General features: G+C 67.4%; 23 protein-coding genes. 16 read left to right on the forward strand and 7 right to left on the reverse strand.

Annotation, left to right across the window (positions count from 1 at the left end; translation table 11 throughout):
* The first annotated feature begins 28 nt into the window (after positions 1-28).
* Positions 29-874 (forward strand): MarR family transcriptional regulator, encoded by an 846-nt coding sequence (locus D3D02_RS00780; protein ID WP_121568086.1) that lies wholly within the window; start codon positions 29-31, stop codon positions 872-874.
* 286 nt (positions 875-1,160) lie between these two features.
* On the opposite strand, the gene D3D02_RS00785 is transcribed toward D3D02_RS00780, so the two are convergent.
* A complete protein-coding gene (locus tag D3D02_RS00785; RefSeq protein ID WP_121568087.1) occupies positions 1,161-1,766 on the reverse strand; it encodes a J domain-containing protein in 606 nt (201 codons plus the stop codon).
* A gap of 183 nt (positions 1,767-1,949) precedes the next feature.
* On the opposite strand from D3D02_RS00785, the gene ppsA reads away from it, so the two are divergent.
* The 11 genes from ppsA (at position 1,950) to D3D02_RS00840 (ending at position 16,474) form a co-directional block, all read left to right on the forward strand.
* Positions 1,950-4,238, forward strand: coding sequence for a phosphoenolpyruvate synthase (gene ppsA, locus D3D02_RS00790; protein ID WP_121568088.1), 2,289 nt, complete (start codon positions 1,950-1,952; stop codon positions 4,236-4,238).
* Between the two features lie 67 nt (positions 4,239-4,305).
* Positions 4,306-5,418, forward strand: coding sequence for a tyrosine decarboxylase MfnA (mfnA, locus tag D3D02_RS00795; RefSeq protein WP_121568089.1), 1,113 nt, complete (start codon positions 4,306-4,308; stop codon positions 5,416-5,418).
* Between the two features lie 158 nt (positions 5,419-5,576).
* On the forward strand, positions 5,577-6,098 hold the full coding sequence (locus D3D02_RS00800; protein WP_121568421.1) for a YqaA family protein: 522 nt from the start codon (positions 5,577-5,579) through the stop codon (positions 6,096-6,098).
* A gap of 85 nt (positions 6,099-6,183) precedes the next feature.
* Positions 6,184-8,280, forward strand: a complete 2,097-nt coding sequence (gene metG, locus D3D02_RS00805; RefSeq protein ID WP_121568090.1) for a methionine--tRNA ligase — start codon at positions 6,184-6,186, stop codon at positions 8,278-8,280.
* A gap of 64 nt (positions 8,281-8,344) precedes the next feature.
* Positions 8,345-10,111 carry a pyruvate kinase gene (pyk, locus tag D3D02_RS00810; protein ID WP_121568091.1) on the forward strand — a complete coding sequence of 589 codons (1,767 nt, stop codon included), beginning with the start codon at positions 8,345-8,347 and terminating at the stop codon, positions 10,109-10,111.
* A 47-nt stretch (positions 10,112-10,158) separates the two neighbouring features.
* The gene (locus D3D02_RS00815) at positions 10,159-10,392 is read left to right on the forward strand and encodes a hypothetical protein (protein ID WP_121568092.1); all 234 of its coding nucleotides are present in this window, start codon (positions 10,159-10,161) and stop codon (positions 10,390-10,392) included.
* Positions 10,393-10,511: 119 nt separating this feature from the next.
* On the forward strand, positions 10,512-12,335 hold the full coding sequence (locus D3D02_RS00820) for a BGTF surface domain-containing protein (protein WP_121568093.1): 1,824 nt from the start codon (positions 10,512-10,514) through the stop codon (positions 12,333-12,335).
* Positions 12,332-13,495, forward strand: coding sequence for a restriction endonuclease (locus D3D02_RS00825; protein WP_121568094.1), 1,164 nt, complete (start codon positions 12,332-12,334; stop codon positions 13,493-13,495). Before D3D02_RS00820 ends, D3D02_RS00825 begins: the two co-directional genes overlap by 4 nt.
* 195 nt (positions 13,496-13,690) lie before the next feature.
* Positions 13,691-14,296, forward strand: a complete 606-nt coding sequence (locus D3D02_RS00830; protein WP_121568095.1) for an NfeD family protein — start codon at positions 13,691-13,693, stop codon at positions 14,294-14,296.
* Between the two features lie 183 nt (positions 14,297-14,479).
* Positions 14,480-15,715, forward strand: a complete 1,236-nt coding sequence (locus tag D3D02_RS00835) for an SPFH domain-containing protein (protein ID WP_121568096.1) — start codon at positions 14,480-14,482, stop codon at positions 15,713-15,715.
* Positions 15,716-15,832: 117 nt separating this feature from the next.
* Positions 15,833-16,474, forward strand: a complete 642-nt coding sequence (locus D3D02_RS00840) for a winged helix-turn-helix transcriptional regulator (protein ID WP_121568097.1) — start codon at positions 15,833-15,835, stop codon at positions 16,472-16,474.
* 48 nt (positions 16,475-16,522) lie between these two features.
* Here D3D02_RS00840 and D3D02_RS00845 read toward each other — a convergent pair whose 3' ends face one another.
* A complete protein-coding gene (locus tag D3D02_RS00845) occupies positions 16,523-16,768 on the reverse strand; it encodes a hypothetical protein (protein ID WP_121568098.1) in 246 nt (81 codons plus the stop codon).
* A gap of 193 nt (positions 16,769-16,961) precedes the next feature.
* On the opposite strand from D3D02_RS00845, the gene D3D02_RS00850 reads away from it, so the two are divergent.
* Positions 16,962-18,830 (forward strand): flippase-like domain-containing protein, encoded by a 1,869-nt coding sequence (locus D3D02_RS00850; RefSeq protein WP_121568099.1) that lies wholly within the window; start codon positions 16,962-16,964, stop codon positions 18,828-18,830.
* A gap of 5 nt (positions 18,831-18,835) precedes the next feature.
* Here D3D02_RS00850 and D3D02_RS00855 read toward each other — a convergent pair whose 3' ends face one another.
* A complete protein-coding gene (locus tag D3D02_RS00855; protein WP_121568100.1) occupies positions 18,836-19,426 on the reverse strand; it encodes a DUF84 family protein in 591 nt (196 codons plus the stop codon).
* Between the two features lie 67 nt (positions 19,427-19,493).
* A complete protein-coding gene (locus D3D02_RS00860) occupies positions 19,494-20,297 on the reverse strand; it encodes a helical backbone metal receptor (protein ID WP_121568101.1) in 804 nt (267 codons plus the stop codon).
* Positions 20,298-20,552: 255 nt separating this feature from the next.
* Here D3D02_RS00860 and D3D02_RS00865 point away from each other — a divergent pair, with 255 nt between their 5' ends.
* Both D3D02_RS00865 and D3D02_RS00870 read left to right on the forward strand, forming a co-directional pair.
* Positions 20,553-21,605: a transcription initiation factor IIB family protein gene (locus tag D3D02_RS00865; RefSeq protein WP_199722982.1), complete on the forward strand. Its 1,053-nt coding sequence runs from the start codon at positions 20,553-20,555 to the stop codon at positions 21,603-21,605.
* A 174-nt stretch (positions 21,606-21,779) separates the two neighbouring features.
* Positions 21,780-22,232, forward strand: coding sequence for a zinc ribbon domain-containing protein (locus D3D02_RS00870; RefSeq protein WP_121568102.1), 453 nt, complete (start codon positions 21,780-21,782; stop codon positions 22,230-22,232).
* A gap of 99 nt (positions 22,233-22,331) precedes the next feature.
* On the opposite strand, the gene D3D02_RS00875 is transcribed toward D3D02_RS00870, so the two are convergent.
* Both D3D02_RS00875 and D3D02_RS00880 read right to left on the reverse strand, forming a co-directional pair.
* A complete protein-coding gene (locus D3D02_RS00875) occupies positions 22,332-23,528 on the reverse strand; it encodes a 3-dehydroquinate synthase II (RefSeq protein WP_121568103.1) in 1,197 nt (398 codons plus the stop codon).
* An 82-nt stretch (positions 23,529-23,610) separates the two neighbouring features.
* The gene (locus D3D02_RS00880) at positions 23,611-24,267 is read right to left on the reverse strand and encodes a GNAT family N-acetyltransferase (RefSeq protein WP_121568104.1); all 657 of its coding nucleotides are present in this window, start codon (positions 24,265-24,267) and stop codon (positions 23,611-23,613) included.
* 123 nt (positions 24,268-24,390) lie between these two features.
* On the opposite strand from D3D02_RS00880, the gene D3D02_RS00885 reads away from it, so the two are divergent.
* Positions 24,391-26,124 (forward strand): radical SAM protein, encoded by a 1,734-nt coding sequence (locus D3D02_RS00885; RefSeq protein ID WP_121568105.1) that lies wholly within the window; start codon positions 24,391-24,393, stop codon positions 26,122-26,124.
* Positions 26,125-26,132: 8 nt separating this feature from the next.
* Here D3D02_RS00885 and D3D02_RS00890 read toward each other — a convergent pair whose 3' ends face one another.
* A complete protein-coding gene (locus D3D02_RS00890; RefSeq protein ID WP_121568106.1) occupies positions 26,133-26,531 on the reverse strand; it encodes a TRAM domain-containing protein in 399 nt (132 codons plus the stop codon).
* Positions 26,532-26,622 lie beyond the last annotated feature (91 nt).

The raw sequence follows: 26,622 nt of genomic DNA on the forward strand, positions 1-26,622 counted from the left end.
TTTCTCGGCGGCCTGCAAGGACGCCAGTATGAGCGGAGCCCTCGAAGACAAGCGGACTGCGACGCGGTTTCGCATCCTCGTCGAAATCGCGGACCGGCAACCGGCGGTGAGCCAGGGCGAGATCGCCGAGGCCGTCGGCGTGACGAGCCAGGCCGTCAGCGAGTACATCCGAGAACTCGTCGACGACGGCTACGTCGAGAAGGAGGCGCGGTCGCGGTACCGCGTGACGAAAGAGGGCGTCGACTGGCTGTTCCAGGAGGCCAAAGGGCTCCAGCGATTCGCCGAGCACGTCACCGACGACGTGCTCGAAAGCGTCCAGGAGGATGCCGCCATCGCCACGGCGACGATCGAGACCGGCGACACGGTGACGCTGTCGCTCCGCGACGGACTGCTGCACGCCTCGCCGGGCGATTCCGGTCCCGCGACCGGCGTCGCGACGACGAGCGCCGACCCCGGCGAGGACGTGAGCGTCACTGGCTTCGAGGGCGTCATCGAGATCGAGCCGGGCGAAGTCACCGTCGTTCAGGTTCCGTCGGCGCGCTCCGGCGGCAGCCGAGCGGTGTCGCCGGACGAACTGGCGGAGATCTGCGCCGATGCGGCCGTCGTCGTCGCGGCCGGGGTCGAAGCGGTCGTCGCGCTTCGAGCCGCCGAGGTCGACGTCGAAACGTCGTTCGCTGCCGGCGAAGTCGCCGCAGCAGCGGCCGCCCGCGGTGTCGACAGCGTCGTCGTGGCTACGGCGGACAACGTGGGGCGCGTGACGGACGCACTTCGAGACAGCGACGTCCTGTACGAGGTAACCGAAGCCGGACGTGACGAGGCGACGCCGGCGGCCGACGAGCCGAACGGGGCGAGCGACAGCGACGGGGCGGACTGATAGGGGTCATCGTCACTGTTCGGAGATTCTCGCCGACCGTCCGGCGAGAAATCTATGCGGACGTACGATAACCCCTATAACACCGAGCGACGCCTCTCGATGCAGGCGAACAGGTGGCACGGGACTGCCCGTCTCCGAATCACACGGCTCGGTGTACCACGCAACCGCGGAACGCGCCGTGGCGAGGGCTACATTACGCGCGGTCTGGCCGCGGCTCCGTATATAAAACCTCGCGGCAGACCGGGCCTTCGGCGGCACTGGGACTGTCTCTTCGTGAGACAGTAGTTTACTCGCTCGCGTGTTCTCGTGCCGTGGCGTACGCTTCTTGGAGTTGCTTGAACTCCGCCTGTGAGCCGCCGTGATCCGGATGGACGGACTTCACGCGGTCGCGGTAGGCGGTCCTGACGGCCTCGGGACTGGCACCTCGAGAGAGGTCCAGGTAGTCGAACGCCTCCGAGACCGGATCCGCTCTGGCGTTCGAGCGAGGGCCGTGGGTGAACGTGGGGACGTCGAACGGGAGTCGACGGCCGAGGGCGTGGACCGGCATCTCGTGCTCACAGAGGACCGTGTAGGTCCCTGCGCGTTCGAGTCTGAAGTACGCCTGCGCGTCGAAGGTGATCGCGACGTCCCGGCGCGGCAAGTAGAACTCGATCGTTTCGCCGCGGACGACGTGGTCCTCGGCGAACGGCTCGGAAATCTCGCGGAGATACTCGCGAATCTCCACGCGTCGGCGTGTCGAGCCATCGATTCGGTGGCTGGCGGGCGCCGGCTCGTCCGGAAAGAGGCGTCCGCCTACGACGAACACGCCCGCGGCGACGACGGAGGCGATACCGCCCCCGAGGAGGCCGAAGACGAGCCACGGCGGCAACAACGAGACCCACTCCGGAAGCACGTATAGACACAGGGCGCCGTGCCTAAAGAATTTCTCGCCCGGAGTCGTAGTCCAGAGCCGAAGAGCGAGCGCGCCACGCATCCTCACCTATTATATATTAAAAATTCGCTTCCGAGTACGTTTTATTCGGCGTCTCACGCTTCGGAAAGTACTTTAGTGATATCTGCGGACTTGCACACGCTAATGGCTGTAGCTTGGCTGGACGACGTGCGATCCGCCGACATCGAGAGCGTCGGCGGAAAGGCGGCTTCGCTGGGCGAACTCACCGGGGCAGGGCTGCCTGTTCCCTCGGGGTTCGTCGTGACCGCCGGGACATACCGTGAATTCATCGAGGACGCAGGCATCGACGAGGAGCTGTTTTCGGCTGTCGACGTCGATCACGAAGACACCGAGGCGCTTCGTGAGGCGCACGAACGCGCTCACGAACTTATTATGAACACCCCCGTCCCCGACGACGTTCGGGAGGGAATCCTCGCTGCGTACCAAGACCTCGGCGACGGCGAACGCTTCGTCGCCGTCCGCTCGTCTGCAACCGCCGAGGACCTGCCGGACGCGTCTTTCGCCGGCCAACAGGAGACCTTCCTGAACGTCCAGGAGGACGCACTGGTCGAGCGTGTCAAGGAGTGCTGGGCGTCGCTGTTCTCCCAGCGAGCGATCTACTACCGGAACCGACAGGGCTTCCCGCACGACCAGGTCGACATCGCCGTCGTCGTACAGGAGATGGTCGACGCCGAGAAGTCCGGCGTGCTGTTCACGTCGCACCCCTCGACGGGCGAGCCGCAGATCATCATCGAGGCCGCGTGGGGACTCGGCGAAGCGGTCGTCTCCGGGTCTGTCTCGCCGGACAACTACGTCATCGACCGGGACACTGCCGAAGTCGAGACCATCACCGTCGCCGACAAGAAGATGATGATGGTCAAAGACGAGGAGACCGGCGAGACCATCGAGACGGAGGTCCCCGACGAAAAGCGGAGCGCACGCGTGCTCTCCGACGAGGAGATCGAAGAACTCGTTGCGCTCGGTGAGCGCGTCGAGGACCACTACGGGACGCCGCAGGACGTCGAGTGGGCGATCCACGAGGGCGAGGTGTACATGCTCCAGTCGCGGCCGATCACGACCATCTCCGACGACGAGGAATCCGCCGAGGCGGCCGCCGGCGCGAACGGCGGACAGGTCCAGGCAGGCGACACCTCCCAGTCCGGCGACGTCCTCTTCCGCGGACTCGGATCGAGCCCCGGCATCGCCTCCGGCGAGGCCCGGATCGTCACGAAACTCGACCACCTCGACCAGGTCGGCGAGGGCGACATCATCGTGACCGAGATGACGATGCCTGATATGGTGCCCGCGATGAAGCGCGCGTCGGGTATCGTCACCGACGAGGGCGGGATGACCTCCCACGCTGCGATCGTCTCGCGCGAACTCGGGGTCCCCGCAGTCGTCGGTGCCGGTTCGGCCACCCGGCAACTGGAAGACGGCCAGCCGATCACGATCGACGGCGACAAGGGCACAGTTAGTGAGGGAGCCGAACCCAAGCAAGAGACGCCCGAACCGATCGAGGAGGCGCGCCCGAAGACGCCCGTGAAGCCGATGACGGCGACCGAAGTGAAGGTCAACGTTTCGATCCCCGAAGCTGCAGAGCGCGCCGCCGCGACGGGTGCCGACGGGGTCGGACTCCTCCGCATCGAGCATATGGTGCTCTCGCTCGGCAAGACACCCACGAAGTACATCGCCGACAATGGCGAACGGGCGTACGTCGACGAACTCGTCGACGGCATCCGGACCGCCGCGGAGGCATTCTATCCGCGTCCCGTCCGCGTGCGCACGCTCGACGCGCCGACCGACGAGTTCCGCCAGCTGGAGGGCGGCGACGACGAGCCACACGAGCACAACCCGATGCTCGGATACCGCGGCATCCGCCGCTCGCTCGACAACCCGGATCTGTTCAAGCACGAGCTGGAGGCGTTCCGGCGGATCTTCGAGATGGGCTACGACAACGTCGAGGTGATGTTCCCGCTCGTCAACGACGCAGAGGACGTATTCCGTGCGCGGAATCTGATGGAACAGGCCGGCATCGACCCCACGAAGCGCGAGTGGGGTGTGATGATCGAGACGCCGGCGGCCGCGCTCGAAGTCGAGTCGATGGCCGAAACCGGTATGGACTTCGTCTCCTTCGGGACGAACGACCTCACGCAGTACACGCTCGCAGTCGACCGCAACAACGAGCGCGTCGCCGACCGCTTCGACGAACTCCATCCGGCAGTTCTGAAGCTCATCGGCGACACCATCGAAACGTGCCGGGACCTCGACGTCCGCACGAGTATCTGCGGGCAGGCCGGCTCGAAGCCGCAGATGGTCCAGTTCCTCGTCGAGAAGGGCGTCTCGTCGGTCTCGGCGAACATCGACGCCGTTCGCGATGTCCAGCACGAGGTCAAGCGGGTCGAACAGCGCCTCCTGCTCGATTCCGTTCGCTGATCTCCGGTGCGCCCTGGTCTGATCACTAAACGGAACCACTAAACGCGGCCGGGAAGTAAGAGGCGCTATGCAGCGGGCGGCCCCGCAGGAGTTCGACCGCGTGCTCTCGTCGATGTGCACGGAGCCACATCCCGCCGCGCGGGACGCGGCGGAGCGATTTCTCGCGACGAACCCGGGGGATCCGGCGACGTACGCCGAAGTCGCCGACCTCGAATCGCGCGCGGTGGCCGGACTCGGGCGGCTCGCCGGCCTCGACGACGCAGCTACAGCCCCTTCGTCGTCACGAACGGGTGCCGGCCGGCCAGCGGCCGACGCCCCGTATGGATACATCACGAGCGGCGGGACCGAGGCGAACATCCAGGCGGTCCGCTCCGCTCGGAACCGTCGGGACGTCGAGCACCCGAACGTCGTCGTCCCCGAGAGCGCGCACTTTTCGTTTCCCAAGGCTGCCGACGTCCTCGACGTGGAACTCCGTTCGGTCCCGACGAACGACGCCCACCGCGTCGACCTCGAAGGCGTGCGGGCCGCCGTCGACGACCAGACGGTGTTAGTGCTCGGCGTCGCCGGAACCACTGAGTACGGCCGTGTCGACCCGATTCCGGAACTCACCAGGATCGCTCACGACGCCGGCGCGTACTGTCACGTCGACGCCGCGTGGGGTGGCTTTCTGCTCCCCTTCACCGACTACGAGTGGAGCTTCGCGCACGCGCCGATCGACTCGCTGACGATCGACCCTCACAAGTGCGGGCGTGCGGTCATCCCCGCCGGCGGCCTCCTGTTCCGCGAGCGCGCAGGCCTGGACGCGCTCGCGGTGGACACGCCGTATCTGGAGTCGACCTCGCAGGCGTCGCTCACGGGAACGCGGAGCGGGGCCGGCGTCGCGGGCGCGGTCGCCGCGATGGACGCGCTGTGGCCCGACGGCTACCGCCGCGAGTACGAGCGCGCCGACCGCCTCGCGCGGTGGCTGGCGACCGAACTCCGAGAGCGCGGCTACGACGTCGCCGACGTGGCGCTCCCGATCGTCGTCGCCGACGTCGACGCCCCGACGTTCGAGCGGATCCGTGACCGCGGCTGGCGGCTCTCCCGCACCGGCTCGGGGCTGACTCGGATCGTCGTGATGCCACACGTCACCCGCGACGTGCTCCACGGTTTCCTCTCGGACCTCGACGAGATCCGGTAGCCGCCCTCGCGTCCACGGCGCCAACTTCGCCCGGAAACTCAAGACTTACGACCCCGTGCGTCTCACTCTCCGGTAACGTGTCCCTCCCTGTCACGGCAGTACCGCTCGACCTCGTCGTCGATACGGCCAGCACTGTCGGGCTCGCGCTCGCGAGTGATCTGTTGCCCGAGTTCGGCTGGCTCTCGGCGGCGGTCGAGACGGCGACCGGATGGCCCGGGCTGGGCATCATCTTCGTCTACTCGTTCCTCATCGCGTTCGCGCTGCCCGGTGTGAGCGAGATCGTTCTGCTCGCACCGCTGAATCTCGGCCTCTCGGAGACGGGACGACTCGCGGTCATCACGCTCGTGACCGGCGTCGGAAAGGCCGCGGGCAGCGTCTTCGCGTTCCACATCGGTCAGGAGGTCAAGGAGGCGGGACCGGTCATCCGGTTCCTGCGGCGGTCCCGGTTCGACGTGATCGAGTGGTCAGAGCGCCGCACCGTCGACATCGCACAGAAGTGGGGATACGCCGGTCTCGCGGTCGCGCTCTCGATCCCGTTCTTCCCGGACACCCTCTCGATCTACGCGTTCGCCGTGCTCGAAGAGGACTACGTGAAGTTCGCGGCCGCGACGTTCGTCGGAAGCGTCGGTCGCCTCGTCGTCACCGTCGTCGGCGTCGGCACCGTGCTGTCGATCGTCTAGTTGGGGTCGACTTCGTCACTGAGAGGCGGCCCACCGGCGACTCCGAATCAGCGGGATTTTGGTGCCGCCGCTGAGAGTACCCCCTATGAGCCACGAGGACTTCCCCACCGAGAACCCGGCGGTGGTGACCTGCGGGCTGCCGTACGCCAACGGCGACCTGCACATCGGCCACCTCCGAACGTACGTCGGCGGCGACATCTACAGTCGCGCGCTGAAGCGACTCGGCCAGCAGACCGCGTTCGTCTGCGGGTCGGATATGCACGGCACCCCGGTCGCCGTCAACGCCGCCCAGGAGGGCGTCACGCCCGAGGAGTTCGCGCTCCGACACCACGAACAGTACGAGGAGACCTTCCCGAAGTTCGACGTCGAGTTCGACAACTACGGGCACACGGACGACGCGACGAACACGGAGACGACCCAGGAGATCGTCCGGACCCTCGAAGCGGAGGGCTACGTCTACGAGAAGGAGATCCCGGTCGCCTACGACCCCGACGCCGACCAGTGGCTCCCCGACCGCTTCGTCGAGGGAACCTGCCCGTACTGCGGCGAACACGCCCGCGGCGACGAGTGCGACGAGGGGTGCGGTCGCCACCTCGAACCCGGCGAGATCGAAGATCCCGTCTCGACGATCACGGGCAACTCAGCGGAGTACCGGAACCGAGAGCACAAATTCTTCGCCGTCTCCGATCTCCAAGACTATCTCGGCGAGTTCATCGACCGCCTGGAAGGCACCTCGAACGCGCAGAATCAGCCCCGCGAGTGGATCGAGGGCGAACTCCAGGACTGGTGTATCACCCGCGATATGGAGTGGGGCGTCGACTACCCCGGCGAGGAGGACCTCGTCCTCTACGTCTGGGTCGACGCGCCGATCGAGTACATCTCCTCGACGAAGCAGTACACCGAACGCGTCGGCCCCGACGTCTTCGACTGGGAGGAAGCCTGGCGCGAGGACGGCGACATCGTCCACATCATCGGCCGCGACATCATCCAGCACCACACGGTGTTCTGGCCGGCGATGCTCCACGCCTCGGGCTACGTCGAACCCCGCGCCGTGATGGCCTCCGGGTTCATCACGCTGGAGGGCAAGGGCTTCTCCACCTCGCGAAACCGCGCGGTCTGGGCCGACGAGTACCTCGAGGAGGGCTTCCGTCCCGACCTCCTGCGCTACTACCTCGCGACCAACGGCGGCTTCCAGCAGGACGTCGACTTCTCGTGGGCGCGCTTCCGCGAGCGCGTGAACAACGAACTCGTCGGCACGGTCGGCAACTTCGCGTACCGCTCGCTGCTCTTCGCCGCCCGCGAGTTCGGCGGCACCCCCGACGTCGACCTCTCGGAGTCGGTCCGTGAGCGCATCGAGACCGCGATGGCCGAGTTCGAGGCCGGCGTCAACGAGTACTCGGTCCGCGAGGTCGGCGACGCCGCCGTCCGTCTCGCGCAGTTCGGTAACGAGTACATCCAGCGGAACGAACCCTGGAAGCTCGACGACGACGATCCCGAGAAGGCGCAGGTCATCCGCGACTGCGTCCAGATCGCGAAGGCCGTCGCCGTGCTCTTCGAGCCGGTCACGCCCGAGGCGGCCGAGAACCTCTGGGACGACCTCAACGAGGAGGGCGACGTCCACACCGTCGGCATCGACGCCGCACTCGACGCCCCGGCCGCGGCGTTCGACGAACCGACGGAACTGTTCGAGAAGATCCCCGAGGAGCGCGTCGAGGAACTGAACGAGAAGCTCGAAGCACGGGTCGACGCCGCAACCGAAGACAGCGAGGCCGACGCGGACGACGAGGCCGACGCAGGTACCGGCGACGGCGACAGCGACGAGCCGAGCGAGGAAGCGGCGGCCGACCTCGAACCGGTCGCCGACGAGCGGATCAGCTTCGAGGACTTCCAGGACCTCGACATCCGAATCGGCGAGATCGTCGCCGCCGAGGGCGTCGAGGGCGCAGACAAACTCGCGAAGCTGACGGTCGACATCGGCGTCGAAGAGCGCCAGATCGTCGCCGGGATCAAACAGCTCCACGACCTGGATTCGCTCCCTGGCACGAAGATCGTCGTCGTCGCCAACCTCGAAAAGGCCGAACTGTTCGGCGTCGAATCAAACGGGATGCTGCTCGCGGCGGGCGATCAGGCCGACCTCCTGACCACCCACGGCGACGCCGTCCCCGGAACGAAAGTCCAGTAGACGCCTCGTTCTGCCGGCCGCCCCATCGTCGGTCTTTTTAACTCACTCCCGAGTAGGGAGTTCTATGAGAAAGGCGAAAATCGTCTGCACGCTCGGCCCGGCGTCGGACGACGAATCCACGATTCGGGGCCTCGCCGAGGCGGGAATGAGCGTCGCGCGGCTCAACGCGAGCCACGGGACGCCGGACCACCGCCGGAAGGTCATCGAACGCATTCGATCCGTGGACGACGTGACCGAGAGTCCGCTTGCCGCGATGGTCGACCTCCAGGGCCCCGAGGTCAGGACCGCGCCGCTCGAAGACCCGATCACGCTGGCGGCCGACACGGAGGTCCGGTTCGTCGCGGGCGAGGAGGCGACGCCCGAAACGATCGGGCTCTCGTACTCGATCACGGCCGCCGAGCCGGGCGATACAGTGCTCCTCGACGACGGCCGGATCGAGGCCACGGTCGTCCGCGTCGACGACGACGGCGTCGTCGCGCGCGTCGACTCCGGCGGCGAGCTCGGGGGGCGGAAGGGCGTCAACCTCCCGGGCGTCGACCTCGACATCGACCTCATCACCGAAGGCGACCGCGCGGAACTGGCCGTCGCCGCCGAGACCGAGGCCGACTTCGTCGCCGCTTCCTTCGTCCGCTCTGCGGAAGACGTCTACACCATCAGCGACGCGCTCGACGAACTCGGCGCGGACATCCCCGTCGTCGCGAAGATCGAGCGCGCGGGGGCCGTCGAGAACCTCGACGAGATCATCGACGCCGCCTACGGCGTGATGGTCGCCCGCGGCGACCTCGGCGTCGAGATGCCGCTCGAAGACGTCCCGATCATCCAAAAGCGGATCATCCGAAAGTGCCACGCCGCCGGGACGCCCGTCATCACGGCGACCGAGATGCTCGATTCGATGGTGCACGCCCGCCGACCCACTCGGGCGGAGGCCTCCGACGTCGCGAACGCGGTCCTCGACGGCACCGACGCGGTGATGCTCTCGGGCGAGACCGCGATCGGCGACGACCCGGTACGCGTCGTCGAGACGATGGACCGGATCGTCCGGCAGGTCGAAGCCAGCGACGAGTACGCCGAGGGGCGCGAACAGCGGATCCCGACGCCCGACGAGGACTCCCGCACCGAGGCGCTCGCCCGTTCGGCGCGGTATCTCGCCCGCGACGTCGGCGCGAGCGCCATCGTCGCCGCTTCCGAGTCCGGCTACACCGCGCGGAAGACGGCGAAGTTCCGGCCGGCAGTCCCGGTAGTCGCGACGACTCCGACGGACCGCGTCCGCCGGCAACTCGCCCTCTCGTGGGGTGTCATCCCGGTCTACTCGGCGTACCGCGACGGCATCGACGCGATGATGGAAGACGCCGTCGACGCCGCGCTCGACGCCAGCGTCGCGAAATCCGGCGACACGCTCGTCGTCCTCTCGGGGATGATGACCGAACTGGAGGGCACGAACACGACGAATATGCTGAAACTCCACGTCGCCGCCGAGGCCGTCGCGACGGGCCGGAAGGTCGTCGGAGGCCGCGTCGCCGGACCGCTCGCAGTCACCGAGGACGGCGACCTCTCGTCGGTCCCCGACGGAGCGATCCTGGCACTGCCGGCGACCTTCGACGGCGAGTTCGACGGCGAGGCCGCCAAACTCGGCGGCATCGTCGACGCGCGTCCCGGGATGACGGGCTATCCGGCGCTCGTCGCTCGCGAACTCGACATCCCGATGATATCGGGCGCGCCCCTGCCGACGTCGCTGTCGTCCGGGACGACTTTGACGCTGCACGCCGAACGCGGCATCGTCTACGAGGGCGACGTCATCAGACATCGCACGCGAGACGCCGAGATCCGATAGGCGTCCGAGGCGGCAAGTCTTTTCCTGTGGCAGTCGTACTACTCGTAATGAGTAATCCGGACACTGGTCCCGACCGGGAGCTCGACGAGACCCGAACTGACCAGGACGCTGCGCCGCCTGCGACCGACGTCGATGCCGACGGACTCGGCGACGGACGGCTCTCGCTCCGTGCGCCGATCGAACCCGGCGATCCCGACGCGGAGAACGCGCTGTTCGTGGTTGCCGGCGCGCTCGGTACGGTCGCGCTCCTCGCGTCAGCGATCGTCCCGGGCGTACTCTGAGCGGCTCGCCGCCACTCGATTTCGGCCTCCGTGCTGCACGTCCGTTATCAGTTCTGATCCTGTGACCGCAGCGTTTTATGCGAGTTGGTCGGTAGCGTAGGGAGACGACCGTATCGCCGATGTCTCACGCCCATCCCTACCTCGCTCTCGCTATCGCCCTCTCCCTCCTCGTCGGCGGTGCGACGCCCGTTTCGGGGTTCGCCACTGCGTCGACGGCGCCGGGAGTGGCCCACAGCGCCGGGACCGAGACGATCGGCGAGGACAGCCACAGCGGTTCTCCGCACGCACTCGCAGCCGCCGATCGCGCGCCGCAACAGACCGACGACGCCTCGGCGTCGTTCCCCGGCGGCAACGTGACCGTCACCCGCGGCGACGAGGTGACGTTCTCGGTCTCACACTCCGACCCCGCGAACGTGACGATCGGCGGTCCGGAGTACGGCTTTCACCTCACCGTCGCGCTCGGCGGCAGCGGCACGTCCGAAGTAACTCTCGACACACGCCAGACGACTGCCGCCGATCCAGCCGTCTTCGTCGAAGGCGGGTCGGCGACGCTGCACTCCGCACCGCTCGACGACCCGATCGAGCCCGAAGATTACCTGCTCCGCGTCTCTATCGACGGCGTCGAGCGCGACATCGGGACGCTCACCGTCGACCCACGGGGCGAGACGACAGCGGAATCGTACCGCGCGCCGGCGGAATTCGAGCCCTCGGAGTACGTCGACGGGGGCGAAGACGGAGACGCCAACGTCGGACCCCTGGAGACGACGATGAGCGCCGGAACCGACCTCGCACGCGGCGATTACGCCGTCGTTCGCTTCGAGGAGAGCGGGCTGGAGACGGCGCTGAACACGAGCGACCTCACCGGTGCCGCGGCGGCTAACGGGCTCAAAGTGAACTTCACGCAGACGACGCCCGGGCCGAACCAGGAGCCACGGGAGTACGTCGCGACGGCCTCGGCGAACGTCTCCGTGCTACCGAGTCTCGCGAACGACGAGATCTACGTGCTCTGGGACACGAGCGAGGTGCCGATCGGGAATCTGGAGAAGCGCAATCGCTACCGCGCGGCCCTGACGCTGACCGACGAGAGCGGCCTCGCCGACTCGCCGACGACGATCGCGTCGACGCCGTTCCACCTCAGTTCGCAGTCGGTGTCGCTGTCGCCGGACAACGACTCGGTGCATTACCCCTGGGAGAACAGTTCGTTCGCCGTCTCCGGGACGACGAACCGCGCGCCGAACACGACGCTGGAAGTCCGCCTCCGATCCCCGGATCCGAACGCGTTCCTGCAGTTGCGCGATGCCACCGTCGGCCCCGACGGCGACTTCGAGGCGTCGTTCGACCTCTCGTCGGTCTCTCGGGGGACGAACGCGACGCTTTGGGTCCGAAATCACTTCTTGCAGACCGCACAGGACGTCTACCTTGTCGCGCCGGACCCGAGCGTCCGCATCGAAGACCAGACGGCGAACGGAACGACGCTACGGATCGCGAGCGCCGAAGTCCCCGCGGGCGGTTTCGTTCGCTTGGAAGACGCCGACGGGTCGTCTGTCGGACGGAGCGACTACCTCGCGCCCGGCGAGCACACGAACGTGACAGCGGAGTTGGGGACGCCGCTGTTCGAGGCCCAGCAGATCCGCGCCGAACTGGTCCGCGCGGGCGAGGAACAGTCCTACGACCCCGACGCGGCGGCCTACACCGCGAACGACGCCGTCGTCAACGACACGGCGCGGATCGAGTTCCCGCCGGCACCGACTGAGACGAGCACACCGACGCAGACCGCGACGGCGACGGCGACGTCCACGGCGACGCCGTACCCCGTCGTCACGCGGACGCCGCTGGCGCCCGCTGGTGCCTCGCAGTCGAGTCTCCCGCTGTCGCCGGGCGTCGCGGTCGCCGCGCTGCTCGGCGCCGGTGCACTGCTCGCACGCCGAGGTGGGTCGTCGTGATCCCCGAACTGGAGCCCGAGGATTTCGTCGCGTTCCTCGCGGACCTCTGGCGCGAGCGGGGCTGGGAGATCTCCGTCAAAGAGCGCGCCGACGAGACGCGGTTCGTGATCGGCGAGCGGGGCGACGGCAAGCGCGGCGTCATTTACGCCTTCCCGACGACGACGGCGACGGTCACCGAACGGCACCTCAAGCAGTTCGTCGCCTTCTGTCGGAAACGCAGCATCGACGTGGCCGTCGTCGCGACGCAGGGCGCGTTCGCGGACGGCGCCAAGAAGGTGGCCGCCCAGCGCAGCGTCCACCTCCTCGACCGCGCGACGCTCGCCGAGACAGTCGAGGAGGGCGGCTTCGAGGACGTCCTGAAGCAGTACACCGAGACGAGCGGCCTCGAAGCGGTCGTCGAGCGGCTCCAGGCCCTCGGCGTGCCGATTCCCGCGTCCGTCGTCGACAGCGTCCCCGACTTCGGTGAGTCGCTCGCGGCGATCCGCGCGAAACTCGACCGCGGCGACGGGGACGACAGCGACGACGCGGATGCGTCGGGGGCGCAGGCCGATTCTGCTCCCGATTCGAGCGGCGACCCCGAGGCCGACGCCGGAGTCACGGACCGGATCCGCGCGCTCTCCTCGCGTTCTCTGCCGGCGACTGTCATCCCGATCGTCCTCGTCGTCGCGTTCGTGCTCGGGGCTGCGCTGGGGCCGGCGCTCGGCCTCGGGGGTCCCTTCGCCTCCGGCGGCGACGACGGCCTCGACGTCTCGGCGGTCTCGACGGCGAGTGCGAACGCGACGGCGGACGTGCGCTGGAATGCGAAGACGGCGCAGGCGCTGACGGTGAACGGGACCACCTACGACGCCCCCGACGAACAGACGTTCCTCCTAGTTCGGATGAACGTCACCAACCGGGCCGACAGTCCGACGCAGTTCGCACAGTCGAAGTTGGCCGTCGAGGTCGCGGGCGAGCGCTACGCGCATCAACCGCTCGACGGCGTGACCGGCTTCCCCTCCGCTGGACTGTTCGAACCTGGGGAGTCGCGGGAGGTGTGGACGGTCTTCAGCGTTCCCGCCGACGGAGAGAGCGCGACGCTCTTGATGACCGGGCAACTGGACGTCCGCTTCACCCGCGATACCACGATCACGCCCGAGGCGACCGTCCCAGAGCGCGAATAGCGCCTCCGACGGCCGTCCCGACGGTGTCGCACGCGCGATCACGCCACCGTTGGCCGATCGACCGATGCCGCACGCTCGGTCACGCCACGCAGTTGGTCGATCGACCGATGCCGCACGCTCCCGTCGCCCGGTTTCCCAACGTGTGCATCGATGCCTCGTGACAACGCTTAATCGTGCGCCAGACTTAACGCTCGTATGCTCGAATCAGCGCTCTCGGTCGCCCTGCAGCTCTCGATCCCGCCGGAGACGCTGCCGCTGTTGCTGGTCACCGCCGGACTCGGTGTCAGCTTCCTCGAAGCCTTCGCGCCGGGCGCGCACTTCATCGTCCTCGGCATCGCCCTCCTCGCGGCCGGACTCGTCGGGCTGGTCCTCGGGCCGCTGGCCTCACCGATCGTCCTCGGCGTCCTCGTCCTCGTCTTCGGGTCGCTTGCGCTCTACGGCTACCGCGAGTTCGACATCTACGGCGGCAAAGGCACCGAACAGACGAGCGATTCGGCGAGCCTCCGCGGCCGGACCGGCCGCGTCACGGAACGCGTGACCCCGACCGACGGCGAGGTCAAACTCGACGACGGCGGCTTCAACCCCTTCTACGCCGCGCGATCGGTGGACGGCGAACTCCCCGTCGGGACGGAAGTCGTCGTCGTCGATCCCGGCGGCGGGAACGTCGTCACCGTCGAGTCGCTCTCGTCAGGCTACGACGAGATCGACCGCCAACTCGATCAGGGTCGGGCGTCGCGGTCGGACGACGTCGAGAGAGCAGACAGCGAGGGCGATACCGAGATGGAGACCGAGCGCGCCTGACCGCGGCTGCGACGACGCCGGGACGCGACGGCAGCAAGACGTAACGATACTGAAACACGACGACACGGAGACGGCGGCCGAACCGGTCTCACCGACGTACCGCGATTCTGTGCGCACTCGCGTCGCCGAATTTCTCAGTCCCACTGGGCCAACGCTTATCAGACCCACACACTAAGTCCGCGTATGGTACTTGGTCCCGTTCCATTACAGACAGGTCTCGGTATCCCGACGATCGGGATACTCGTGCTCCTCCTCGCGATCGTCATCGTCTACCAGATGGTCGAGATCGTCGACGCCTACGAGAAGAAGGCGCTGACGGTGTTCGGTGAGTACAGAAAGCTCCTCCAGCCCGGCATCAACTTCATCCCGCCGTTCGTCTCGCGGACGTATCCGTTCGATATGCGGACGCAGACGCTCGACGTGCCTCGACAGGAGGCGATCACCCGCGACAACTCGCCGGTGACCGCCGACGCCGTCGTCTACATCAAGGTGATGGACGCGAAGAAGGCGTTCCTGGAGGTCGACGACTACAAGCGCGCCGTCTCGAACCTCGCACAGACGACGCTGCGGGCCGTCATCGGTGACATGGAGCTCGACGACACGCTCAACAAGCGTCAGGAGATCAACGGCCGAATCCGCCGCGAACTCGACGAGCCGACCGACGAGTGGGGCGTGCGCGTCGAGAGCGTCGAGGTCCGCGAGGTCAACCCCTCCCAGGACGTCCAGCAGGCGATGGAGCAGCAGACGTCCGCCGAGCGCCGTCGCCGTGCGATGATCCTGGAAGCGCAGGGTGAGCGCCGCTCTGCGGTCGAGCAGGCCGAGGGTGAGAAGCAGTCGAACATCATCCGCGCCCAGGGTGAAAAGCAGAGTCAGATCCTGGAAGCACAGGGTGACGCCATCTCGACGGTCCTCCGCGCGAAGTCCGCCGAATCGATGGGCGAACGCGCGATCATCGAGAAGGGTATGGAGAGCTTAGAGACGATCGGGCAGGGCGAGTCGACGACGTTCGTCCTCCCGCAGGAACTCACGAGCCTCCTCGGCCGCTACGGCCGGCAGTTGACCGACTCCGACGTCCAAGAGCAGGCCGGCCTCGACAGCCTCGACTTCGACGCGGAGACGCGCGAACTCCTCGGCCTCGACGACATCGAGGAGATCCTCGGGCAGATCGATCAGGCCACCGAGATGGACGTCGAAGAACTCGAACAGGAGGCCGAAGCGATCAAGCGCGGCGCGGGCACCGACATCCGGAGCGCCGACGCGGTCATCGACGAGGCCGACGCCGCAGACGAGGCCGCGATCAAAGATCCCGAAGACGTCGTCGCCGACGCACAAGCCGCGACCGACACGGAAGCCCCGACAGAACAGAGCGACGAAGCCGCGGATGACGACGACCGCGCCGTCGAGAAAGAGCGGGAGTAGGACCGCGTTACCGACGCGTTCCGGCGACGTTACCCGCGTTCGCGTTTTTTCGTCCGATTTCGCTGAGACGAGCGAAGCGCTTTTCTCCGTGTCGAGTCGTACTAGTGGTAGATTCGAATGCCGAACCACGACATCGACGAGGAGAAGCGGGCGACGCTCCGGCGTTTCGCCGCGCTGGGGGCGGCGTCGCCGCTCGCTGGACTCGGTGCCAGTGGCGAGGCCGAAGCCGCGTCCGACTCGACGAGCGACGCCCGCGACGCCATCGTCGGCTACGTGGCGTCGACGCCGGGTGCGCACTTCTCGAAGATCCGCGACGACCTCAGTCTGGGGACGGGCGAGACCCAGCACCACCTCCGGCAACTCGTCGACGACGGCGTTCTCGTGTTCCGCCGCGACGGCGATTACAAGCGGTTCTTCCACGCAGACCGGTTCTCCGAGTTCGAACAGGTCGCGCTCGGGTACCTCCGTCGACGCACGCCGCGCGGAATGCTCGTTGCCCTCCTCCGCGACCCGGACACGAGCGGCGCAGCGATCGCAGAGCACCTCGACGTGTCGCGAGCGACCGTGAGCGGGTACGCTCGTAAACTCGACGACGCCGGGCTGCTCTCGCGCGACGGCGCGTACGCCGTCGAACGGCCGGAGACGCTCCTCACTCTCGTCGTCAGATACGCCGACTCGCTCGGACCCGAGGCCGCCGCCCTGGCCGACGAGGCCGACTCGCTGATCCGATACGAGCCGCGGGACGGCGCAGACGACTGACTCCGTCGTTCCGATTGATCCCGTTCTTCGCGACGCACCTGTGGCAGGCTACTGGGTCACTTTCCAGGTCGTCCCCGAGGAGTAGCCCCACTTCTCGATGGTGAGGCCGACGTCGCCGTCGAGGATGGCACGCATATTGGCTCCGACTTCCTTCGCCGAGAGACCGAGATCCTCCGCGATCAACCGCGACTTGAAGTACGTCTGCGTGTCGGCGTTCGCGCGGAGGTACTGGAGAATCTGCCGCTGTTTGTCGCTGAGGTTCGGTGCGGTCGTCGTGGAGGCGGTCGCGCTCATACTCCTACACACGGTGTATCTCCCTATGAGGGGTTTGGTACGTGCGGTTAACACGCCGCAGTAATGCGGTCTTTCGCGATTGGGGCCGCGTTTCCACGTGCTATTCTCGGCTTCGGGGTACGGTCGCCTAACGGGGCAGACCACCCGCGCCGAGGCAGAAAGTTCATACGCGCCGCCCGGCCAGAAAGCACCAATGGGTCCCTCCGACGGTGCCGCCCGCGGCCCGCCCGCCGACCGCGCCAGCGACGGCGCGGCCCCCTCCATCGCTGTGAGCGTCGTGCTCCCCGCGTACAACGAAGCCAGCACCATCGAGTCGACTGTGGAGACGACGCTCGGGACGCTCGGCGACTTCCTCGAACCGGGGACCTTCGAGGTCATCGTCGCCGAGGACGGCTGCGACGACCGGACGCCCGAGATCGCAGACCGTCTGGCGGCCGCTGACGACCGCGTCAGGCACTTCCACAGCGACGAGCGGCTCGGGCGCGGTGGCGCGCTCGAACACGCCTTCGAGGCCGCACACGGCGATGTGCTGGTCTACTTCGATACCGACCTAGCGACCGATATGCGCCATCTCGAAGAGCTCGTAGAGCGCGTCCGCTCCGGCGAGGCCGACGTCGCGACCGGTTCGCGCTGGATGCCCGAGAACGTCGCTGACAGACCGGCAAAGCGCGGCGTCCCCAGCCGCGTGTACAACGGCCTGGTGCGTACGTTCCTCCGCTCTGACCTCCGAGATCACCAGTGCGGCTTCAAGGCGTTCAGCCGCGAGGCGCTCGAGACGCTCGCAGAGGAGGTCGAAGACGACCACTGGTTCTGGGACACCGAGATGCTCGTCCGGGCGCAGCGAGCGGGCTACGAGGTGACTGAGTTCCCCGTCGACTGGACGCCGAAGGGCGACACGAAAGTCGATCTCGTCCGCGACGTCCTCGGAATGGGCAGTCAGATTCTGCGGACGTGGTGGCAGTTGTCGGTTCGTCCGCGCCTCTCCCAGCGGGTCGGGCTCGCGGCCGGTGCGGTACTGGCCGTCCTCGCGCTCGTGTTGATGACGCAGTACCTCGACTTCGGGACGGTGCTCGCGGAGATGCGCGACGCCGATCCCGCGCTGGTCGGCGCGGCCGCGCTCGTCTACGTCCTCTCGTGGCCGCTCCGCGGGTTCCGTTACCAGGATATTCTCACCGAGTTGGGATATCGCGAGCAGTTGAGCTTCTTGACGGGCGCGGTGTTTATCAGCCAGACCGGAAACCTGGTCTTTCCCGCACGTGCCGGAGACCTGATCCGCGCGTACGTCGTCAAGGCCCGTCGCGGCATTCCGTACCCCTCGGGCTTCGCGTCGCTGGCGGCCGAGCGGGTCTTCGATCTGCTCACCATCGCGTCGATGGCCGGCGTCGTTCTGCTCGGCTACACGGCGACGGGGCAGACAGCGGAGTTAGCCCGAACCGTCGTCGGCGCGGAGGGCGCGGGCCGCGTGGCCGTCGTCGTCGCGATGGGCGTCGGACTCGTCGCCATCGCCGCCGTGATCGGCATCGCGCTGTCGGCCCGGAGCGACCGCGACGTCGTCACCGCGCTCGTCTACCGCGTGAGTACGGACTCGTACGCCGACTTCGTCGCCGGCGTCATCGGGCGCTTCGTCGGCGATCTCCAGACCGTCGCCGGCACGCGGCGCGGGTTCGCCCGCGTCGGCGCGACGAGCGTCCTCGTCTGGACGCTCGACGTCGTCACGGCGCTTTTGGTCCTCGCGGCGTTCTCTCCCGGGCTGCCGGCCGTGGAACTGATCGCGGTGAGTTTCTTCGCCGTCAGCGTCGGAAACCTCGCGAAGGTGCTTCCGCTGTCTCCCGGCGGCGTCGGTCTCTACGAGGGCGCGTTCACGCTGCTCGTCGTCGGCCTGACTCCGCTCGGAGCCGAGCTCGCGCTGGGCGCGGCCGTGCTTGACCACGCCGTCAAGAACATCGTCACCGTGATCGGCGGCTACGCCTCGATGCTCGGTCTCAACGTCTCGCTGACGACGGCGGTCGAGGAGACGCGCGACGTACGCGAAGCGCGCGAGGAAGCGCCGGAACTGGACTGAGACTCTTAGTAGAGGCCGCTCAGGAACGGCGCGGCGGCAGCCGCGACGGCATCTTCCAGCGCGTCGGTGCGCGTCAGTTGTCCGGCGGTGAACGCGCCCGCTGCGCCCTGGTTCTTCGCGACGTCCGACTCACCGAGCACGTCGTCCATCACCGGCCCCAACTCCTCGCCGTCGTGGATGCGAGTCGCGATCGACTCCGGGAGGAGGAGGCTCGGCCCGGAGCCGACGCCCCAGCGGTCGCCGTCGGTGACGGCCGCCCACATCACGAGGTACGTGTCGGTCGCGGGTGCCTCGGCGTCGACGATCGCGTTGGCGGTCGCGTTGGCGTCGTCGACAACGCGGCCGTCACCGAAGGACGCGACACCGCCTTCGATACCGACGCCGAGACGGGCCTCCTCGGGATCGTCCACTTCGTCTCGAACTGTTTCGAGCACCGCTTCGGCTCTGTTCTGCGCTCCCGCTCGCGTCTCGTCGTGCCCGATCGGTTGCTCGGAGACGCCCGATGGGACTGCTTCGGCGACGACGGTCGCGCCGGGGAACACGCGGGCCGTCGCGTCGCGCTTCACCGGGTTGCCGCTACCGACTGCGACGTACATACCCCCCAGTGAACGATCGCCGGCGATACGTGTGTCGCTTCTGTGCGATTCGGAGTACCCACTCCAGCTATTCGCCGTGGAAGAGTGCAGCGAGCGTCTCGACGCCGTCGAGGAGCCGCGGACTCGGCTGATTCAGGAGGTCGTCGTCGAGCACGTGGACGGACGCGTCGAGGTCCCACCCGCGGTCGGCGAGGATGTCGGGGTCGGCCCGGTCGCCGTGGCCGCAGTGATGGACGATCACGTGCGCCGGAGCCGCCGCTTCGACCTGCTCGCGTGTCACCTCGCGGGAGCGCTTGCCGGGGTCACAGAAGGGGTAGCTGCCCCCGGCCGCCTCGACGACCTCCGGGACCCAGTTGCCGGCCGCCATCGGCGGCTCGCCCCACTCCTCGCAGTAGACGACCGGTCGTGCGTCGTCGTCGCCTTGCTCGCTGTCGCTTCGCTCCGGAACGCGGTCCCGCACCGCATCGATCCGGCGACGGGCCTCGTCGGACAGCCGTTCGCCCGCTTCGGGACGACCGACGGCACGGCCGAGCGTCGCGAAGGAGTCGACGACGGCGTCCAGTCGGTCGGGCTCGACGTGACAGACGTCGTAGCCGCGCGCTGTGAGTTCGTCGCGAACGTCCGCTTGCAACGCGTCGGCGGTGCAGACCAGATCGGGATCGAGGTCGGCCAGCCGATCGTAGTCGGGATTCAGCCACCCGCCGACGGCCGTGCGGTCCAGCGGGCAGTGCGTCGTCACGCCGACGAGGAGGTCCTCGCCACCCATCGCCGCCACCGTCGCCGTGGCGCTCGGCGCGAGCGAGACGACGCGCTCGACGTCGCCGGCCGAGCCGGCCCCCCCGGCTGCGTCGTCGCCGCGAGAAGAGTACATAGTCGTCGTCGACGGGGAACAATCAAGTGCGTTGTGGACGGGACTGGGCCGCGTTTTGGGTGAGCCGTGCCGGCAGTACCGACTATATAAATCATAACGGTCTATTTCGACAGACCACGCGATTCGAGGCTGTGCACTGGATTCGGGCGAGCGATTCCGAACTGCTTTTATATTCTCCGTCGGTGGAATGGGTACGGACCGCTCCGGGCCTCTCTTACCCCGTGTCTGTGGCACGGAGCATTCGTCGCTATACCGATGAGCGAGAAGAGTACGTACACTCGCGTGAACGCGAGAACGAGAGACGAATCGCGAACGAACGACGGCCGAGACGGCGACTCGGCCGGCCAGCGGTGGGTACGACCCGGCCAGGAAGAAGAAGAAGAGACCGAAGAAGAATCCACCGAGGAAGAGCTCTCCTGTCCGGAGTGTGGCGGCAACGTCGTCGTCGACGACGAACACGGCGAGACCGTCTGTGACGACTGTGGTCTGGTCATCACCGAGGATTCGGTCGACCGCGGCCCCGAGTGGCGCGCGTTCGACGCCAAGGAGAAAGACCAGAAGTCCCGCGTCGGCGCGCCGACGACGAACACGATGCACGACAAGGGGCTCTCGACGAACATCGACTGGCGCGACCGCGACGCCTACGGCAACTCGCTGTCGTCGAACCAGCGCCAGAAGATGCAGCGCCTCCGCAAGTGGAACGAGCGCTTCCGGACGCGCGACTCGAAAGAGCGCAACCTCAAACAGGCGCTCGGCGAGATCGACCGGATGGCCTCTGCGCTCGGCCTCCCCGAGAACGTCCGAGAGACCGCCTCTGTCATCTACCGCCGCGCGCTCGACGAGGATCTGCTCCCCGGCCGCTCCATCGAGGGCGTCGCCACCTCGTGTGTCTACGCTGCGGCGCGGATGGCGGGCGTCCCCCGCTCGCTCGACGAGATCGCGGAGGTCTCCCGCGTCCCCAAGAGCGAGGTCGCGCGAACCTACCGCTACATCGCCCGCGAACTGTCGCTGGAAGTCAAGCCCGCCGACCCCGAGCAGTACGTCCCCCGATTCGCCTCGGAGCTGGGCCTCTCGGACGAGGCGAAACTCCGCGCACGCCAGCTGCTGAAGAACGCCAAAGAGAAGGGCGTCCACTCCGGAAAGTCGCCGGTCGGCCTCGCGGCCGCCGCCGTCTACGCCGCCGCCCTGCTCACCAACGAGAAGACGACGCAGGCCGCCGTGAGCGACGTTGCGGACATCTCCGAGGTCACGATCCGCAACCGATACCACGAACTGCTCGAAGCCGAAGAGAGCATCGGCCTCGCGTAAGCCGGATCTCGGTATCGCCGTCGGCGCGGCGATTTCGTCGGCACACCTCATTTTCTGGCCACCTCTTCTCCGCCAGACAGCCGTCGGCCCCCCGCGAGACAGTCGTCGCTCACCTGCGTGACAGCGAGAGACATTCCCGTGAGTTTAAGAACGCCCACGGCGTCGGCCACGGATATGACTCGAACGCGACGCCGTGCGATGATCGCGACGCTCGTCGCCGTCCTCGGTGCCAGCGTCGGCGTCGCCGGGGCCGGACATCTCTACCTCCGCGAGTGGCGACGGGGCGCAGCGTGGTTTTCGTTCGTCATCGGGGCGGCACTCGTGCTTCTCTCGGTGTTCGTCGATCCGACGACGGTCAGTCTCACCGATCCCGCGTCCGTCGCGGCGATGCAGCCGTCGTCGCTGCCGACAATCGTCACCGCGCCGCTGTTTGCGCTCCTGCTGCTCAGTGCGCTCGACGCCTACCGTCTCGCGACCCGCGGACCGACGTCGACCGACGCGCCGCAGTGTCCGAACTGCGGCGGCGAGATCGACCCGGAAATCTCGTTCTGTCCGTGGTGTACGGTCGAGTTCGAGAACTACCCGGTCGAGGACGGAGACGTCGGCGACCGACGAACGGAAAACTGAACGCCGCCGCGCTACAGAGCGTTTGCAAGTCTTCACGCACCCAATCGCACCAGTCGTGCGATCGGGGCTGTAATCAGTTGCAAACGCTACTACAGACGCCTACTTCTCGATGATGCTCTCTTCGACGGCTTCGCCGAAGTGTCGCGCGGTCTGCTCGTAGAAAAGCAGGACGTCGTCTCCGGCTTCCAGGTCCGTGACGGCCGTGCGTCCCTCGCGGGTGTGGACCTTGATCGTCTCGGCGTTCTGCAGCAGCGTCTCCACGCGGTCGCCGTCGATCTCGGCCTCGATGCGGAACATCGGGCGCTTCTCGATCTTCACGCGGCCGACGACGGCCTCGCGCGTCTTGCCGTCGGCGTCGACGACTTGCACCTCGTCGCCGCTCTTGAGTTCCGAGAGGTACTTCGTGCCGCCGTCTGGCGTCCGGACGTAGGCGTGGACCGCGCCGGCGTTGACGCGGAACGGCCGGGACGCGACGTACGGCGATTCGGCGGTCTCGGCGTGGACGAAGAACAGTCCGCGGCCCATACTGCCGACGAGCATCCCCTCGTCGTGTTCCATCAGATTGCCCGTATCGACGCAGACGCGGTCGGCCATCCCGGTCCGTTCGACGGCCGTGACGGTGGCCCACTGGAGGTCGAGCGTCTCGCGCTCGGCCTCGTCGCGCACCTCGACCGTCTGGCGGATCTCGTCGGGATCGTCGGAGTCGAGAAGTACGCCGTCGGCCCCGAGTTCGAGCGTCTCGAAGGCCGTCTTGGCCTCTTCGGCGGTCGTGACACCGGCGATCAGGTCGGTCTCCTCGCCGATCCGCGCGATGAGGTTCTCCAGCGGGATGATCGTCCAGTCCTCGCCGACGACGATGGTGTAGTCAGCGTCTTTGGCTGCCTCCTCGGCGAAGCTCTCGTAGTCCTTCGAGAGGATCCGGACGTAGGAGCCCTGCGCTCGGTTGTCTTCGCGGCGGAGCGTCGTGAGATCGGCCGACCCGGAGAAGTCGCCGGGGAGGTCGACGGTGCCGTCGCCCTCGCCGTTCTTGCCGACGATGTACGCGTCGGCCTCGCTCGCGGCGTCGATGCTCGCGGCGTCCTCGTCACCCTCCTCGACGTCGTCGATGAGCGTCGTATCCGAGTCCGTCCGGAACGCCGCCACGGAGACGTCGCCGAGCGAGCGGACGCGCTCGACGTCGTCCTCGTCGACGAGTACCCAGTCGACCCCGGCTTCGAGCCCTGCCGTGATCCGTCGTTTGCGTGTCTCCCAGTCGCCGACGCTGTCGTCGGCCTTGAGCCAGACGCTTCGTGTCATCGTTGTCGGCTCAACTCGGTCGGTGCGCTTGAACGTGGCGACTCTGCGGAGGATTGCCGCAGTGCGGTTTCCGCGCCGCGCGTCAGCGTTCGTCAGTCCCGTGCTCGACGGCCGAGACCGGGCGCGGTTCGTCCGGGTCGCCGTCCGGATCTCGGAGCCGGCGGTGATACCAGACGACGTCGTGCCACTCGCCCAGTTTGAAACCGGCAGCGGGGAACTGTCCGACGCGCTCGAAGCCGTGCCGTTCGTGAAAGCGCTCGCTCTCGGGGTTCGGCATTCCCAGCGCGGCGTACGCCGAGCAGTACCCCTGCCGGCGGAGCGTGTCGAGCAGGCGGTCGTACAGTCGCGTTCCCACGCCGGATCGATGTGTCTCGGGATCGACGTAGATCGACGTCTCGACGGTCCAGCGGTACGCCGCACGCTCGCGGAGTTGGCTGGCGTAGGCGTAGCCGACGATCTCGTGGTCGCGCCCCACCGCGTCGCTGACGGCGACGTACCACGGATACTCGTCGACCGCGCGCTTCGCGCGGATCTTCTCGGCGAGTTCGGCCGTTGTCGGCACGTCGGTTCGGAACGTCGCCGGGGAGTCGCGGACGAACGGCGCGTAGATGTCGCGGACGGCGGCGGCGTCTTCCGGGCGCGCGGAACGGAGCGTCACGACAGCGTCCGAGGAGTCTGACGAGTCCGCACGACTGCCCGTTCCGTCGGCGTGTGAGTTCGGTCCGGCGTCCTCGCTCATACATCTCGAACCGACCCGCGAGCTAACCTCTCTTGCGGTTGCGGCGCGCCAGCGCATCGCGGCCGCCCCTCGGGTTCGTCCGAGAAGGTGAGCGTTTTACCGCTCGGCCGTCTTTGCACTCGTATGACTGACCCGGCCGACCTCTCCGTGACGCTCGTCGACGGCTACGTCGACGAGCCGGCGCACTTCGGCGTGCCGCCGTACATCTCGACGTATCCGCGGTTCACGGCCGGTGCGATCGTCGACGCCGGCGTCCCCGAGGCGAACGTCACGTACCACACGATCGACGAACTCCGCGAGGACCGGGCGAAGTGGGCCGACGTCGCCGACGCCGACCTGTTCGTCTACCTCGGCGGGATGACCGTCCCCGGCAAGTACGTCGGCGGGACGCCCGCCGAACCCGACGAAGTGCGCGAACTCGCCTGGGCCGCGGAGGGCGTCTCCGTGATGGGCGGGCCGATCCGCTTCGGCGTCGGGGAGGAGAACGCCGGCGCACAGGAGATGCAGCGGCAGGACCTCGACTACGACTTCCTCGCGATGGGCGACGTCGAGGCCGCGGCGTACGACCTCGTCGACAGCGGACTGGAGGGCTTCGAGAACCGCTACCGCGACAACGACGAACTGGACCGCTGGGCGGCGCAGGGCGCGTTCGTCGTCGAACAGCATCCGAACCACCCCGAGTACCTCATCGCCGAACTGGAGACCTCGCGCGGGTGCGCCTACCGATGTTCGTTCTGCACGGAGCCGATGTACGGCAACCCCGCGTTCCGGACGCCCGAGTCGGTCGTCCGCGAGGTCGAGAACCTCTACGAGCGGGGCGTGCGACACCTCCGGCTCGGCCGACAGGCCGACATCCTCGCGTACGGCGGCGACGGCGAAGCACCCAATCCGGACGCCCTGCGCCGGCTCTACGGCGGGATCCGGGAGGTCGCGCCCGACCTCGGGACGCTTCACCTCGACAATATGAACCCGATCACGGTGGTGAAGTGGCCCGAGAAAGCCAGAGAGGGCATTCGGATCATCGCCGAACACAACACGCCCGGCGACACCGCGGCCTTCGGACTTGAATCGGCAGATCCCGTAGTACAGGAGCAAAATCAGCTCAACGTCACCGCCGACGAGTGCTTCCGGGCGATCGAGATCGTCAACGAGGAGGCGGGCTGGCGTCCCGGCGACGACCCCGCCGACGCGCCGACGCACGGCGACGGCGCCGCGAACCGCCTCCCGAAACTCCTGCCCGGGATCAACCTCCTGCACGGGCTGAAAGGCGAACGCGCGGAGACCTTCGAGCACAACAAACAGTTCCTCCAGCGCGTCTACGACGCGGGGCTGATGGTCCGGCGGATCAACATCCGGCAGGTGATGGCCTTCGAGGGCACCGAGATGGCCAACGAAGGAGCCGACATCGCGAAGGAACACAAAAAGCGGTTCAAACAGTACAAACGCGACATCCGCGAGGAGATCGACCGGCCGATGCTGCGACGGCTCGCACCGATCGGAACCGTGCTGCCGGACGTCCACCTCGAATATCACCAGGACGGTCGGACGTTCGGCCGGCAGCTCGGGACGTATCCGCTCTTGGTCGGCATCCCGGGCGAGCGCGACCTCGGGGCGACGATCGACGTCGCGGTCGTCGACCACGGCTATCGGTCGGTGACCGGCGTACCGTACCCGCTGGACCCCAACGCGGCCACGATGGACGAACTCACGGCGATTCCTGGCATCGGCGACCGGACAGCGGGCGATATCGTCATCAATCGCCCGTACGACTCTGCGGCGGCCGTGCCGAGTCCAGAAATCGACTTCTCGACGTTCACCGGGAGCTACCCGACTGACGAACGACCGAGCGCGGACTGACGATAGGATTAGATCTCTTCTTCGATCACTTCGCCGACGGCGAAGTTCGATTTCACTTCGGTGACCTCGATCTTCACTCGGTCGCCCACCTCCGTGTCGGGGACGATGATCACGTAGCCGCGTTCGACGCGGGCGATGCCGTCGCCTTGCTTGCCGATGTCCTCGATCTCGACGTAGCGCAGTTCGCCGGGTTCGACCGGCGGCTGTGGCTCCGAGGACGGTCGTTCGGACTCGGACGGTTCCGAGGAAGACTCGACGGCTCGAGAGATGAGAGCGACGCGGTAGGCCTCACCGGGTTCTATCGACCCGGTTTCGACCTCGCGCTTCGGTACTTCGACGACGTAGCGGTCCTCTTCGGCGCGAACGTCCGCGTTGAACAGACACAGGAGTTTATCTGAGATTTCCACCGTGTAGACCTCCGGTGGTACCTCTCGGCGAATCGTTAAAGTAGTACCGCCGGTCACGCCACCGCGGCGGGTCGATTTCCCCACGATTGCT

This window comes from Halobellus sp. Atlit-38R (genome assembly GCF_003665925.1).
GTDB classification, from domain to species: domain Archaea; phylum Halobacteriota; class Halobacteria; order Halobacteriales; family Haloferacaceae; genus Haloquadratum; species Haloquadratum inordinatus.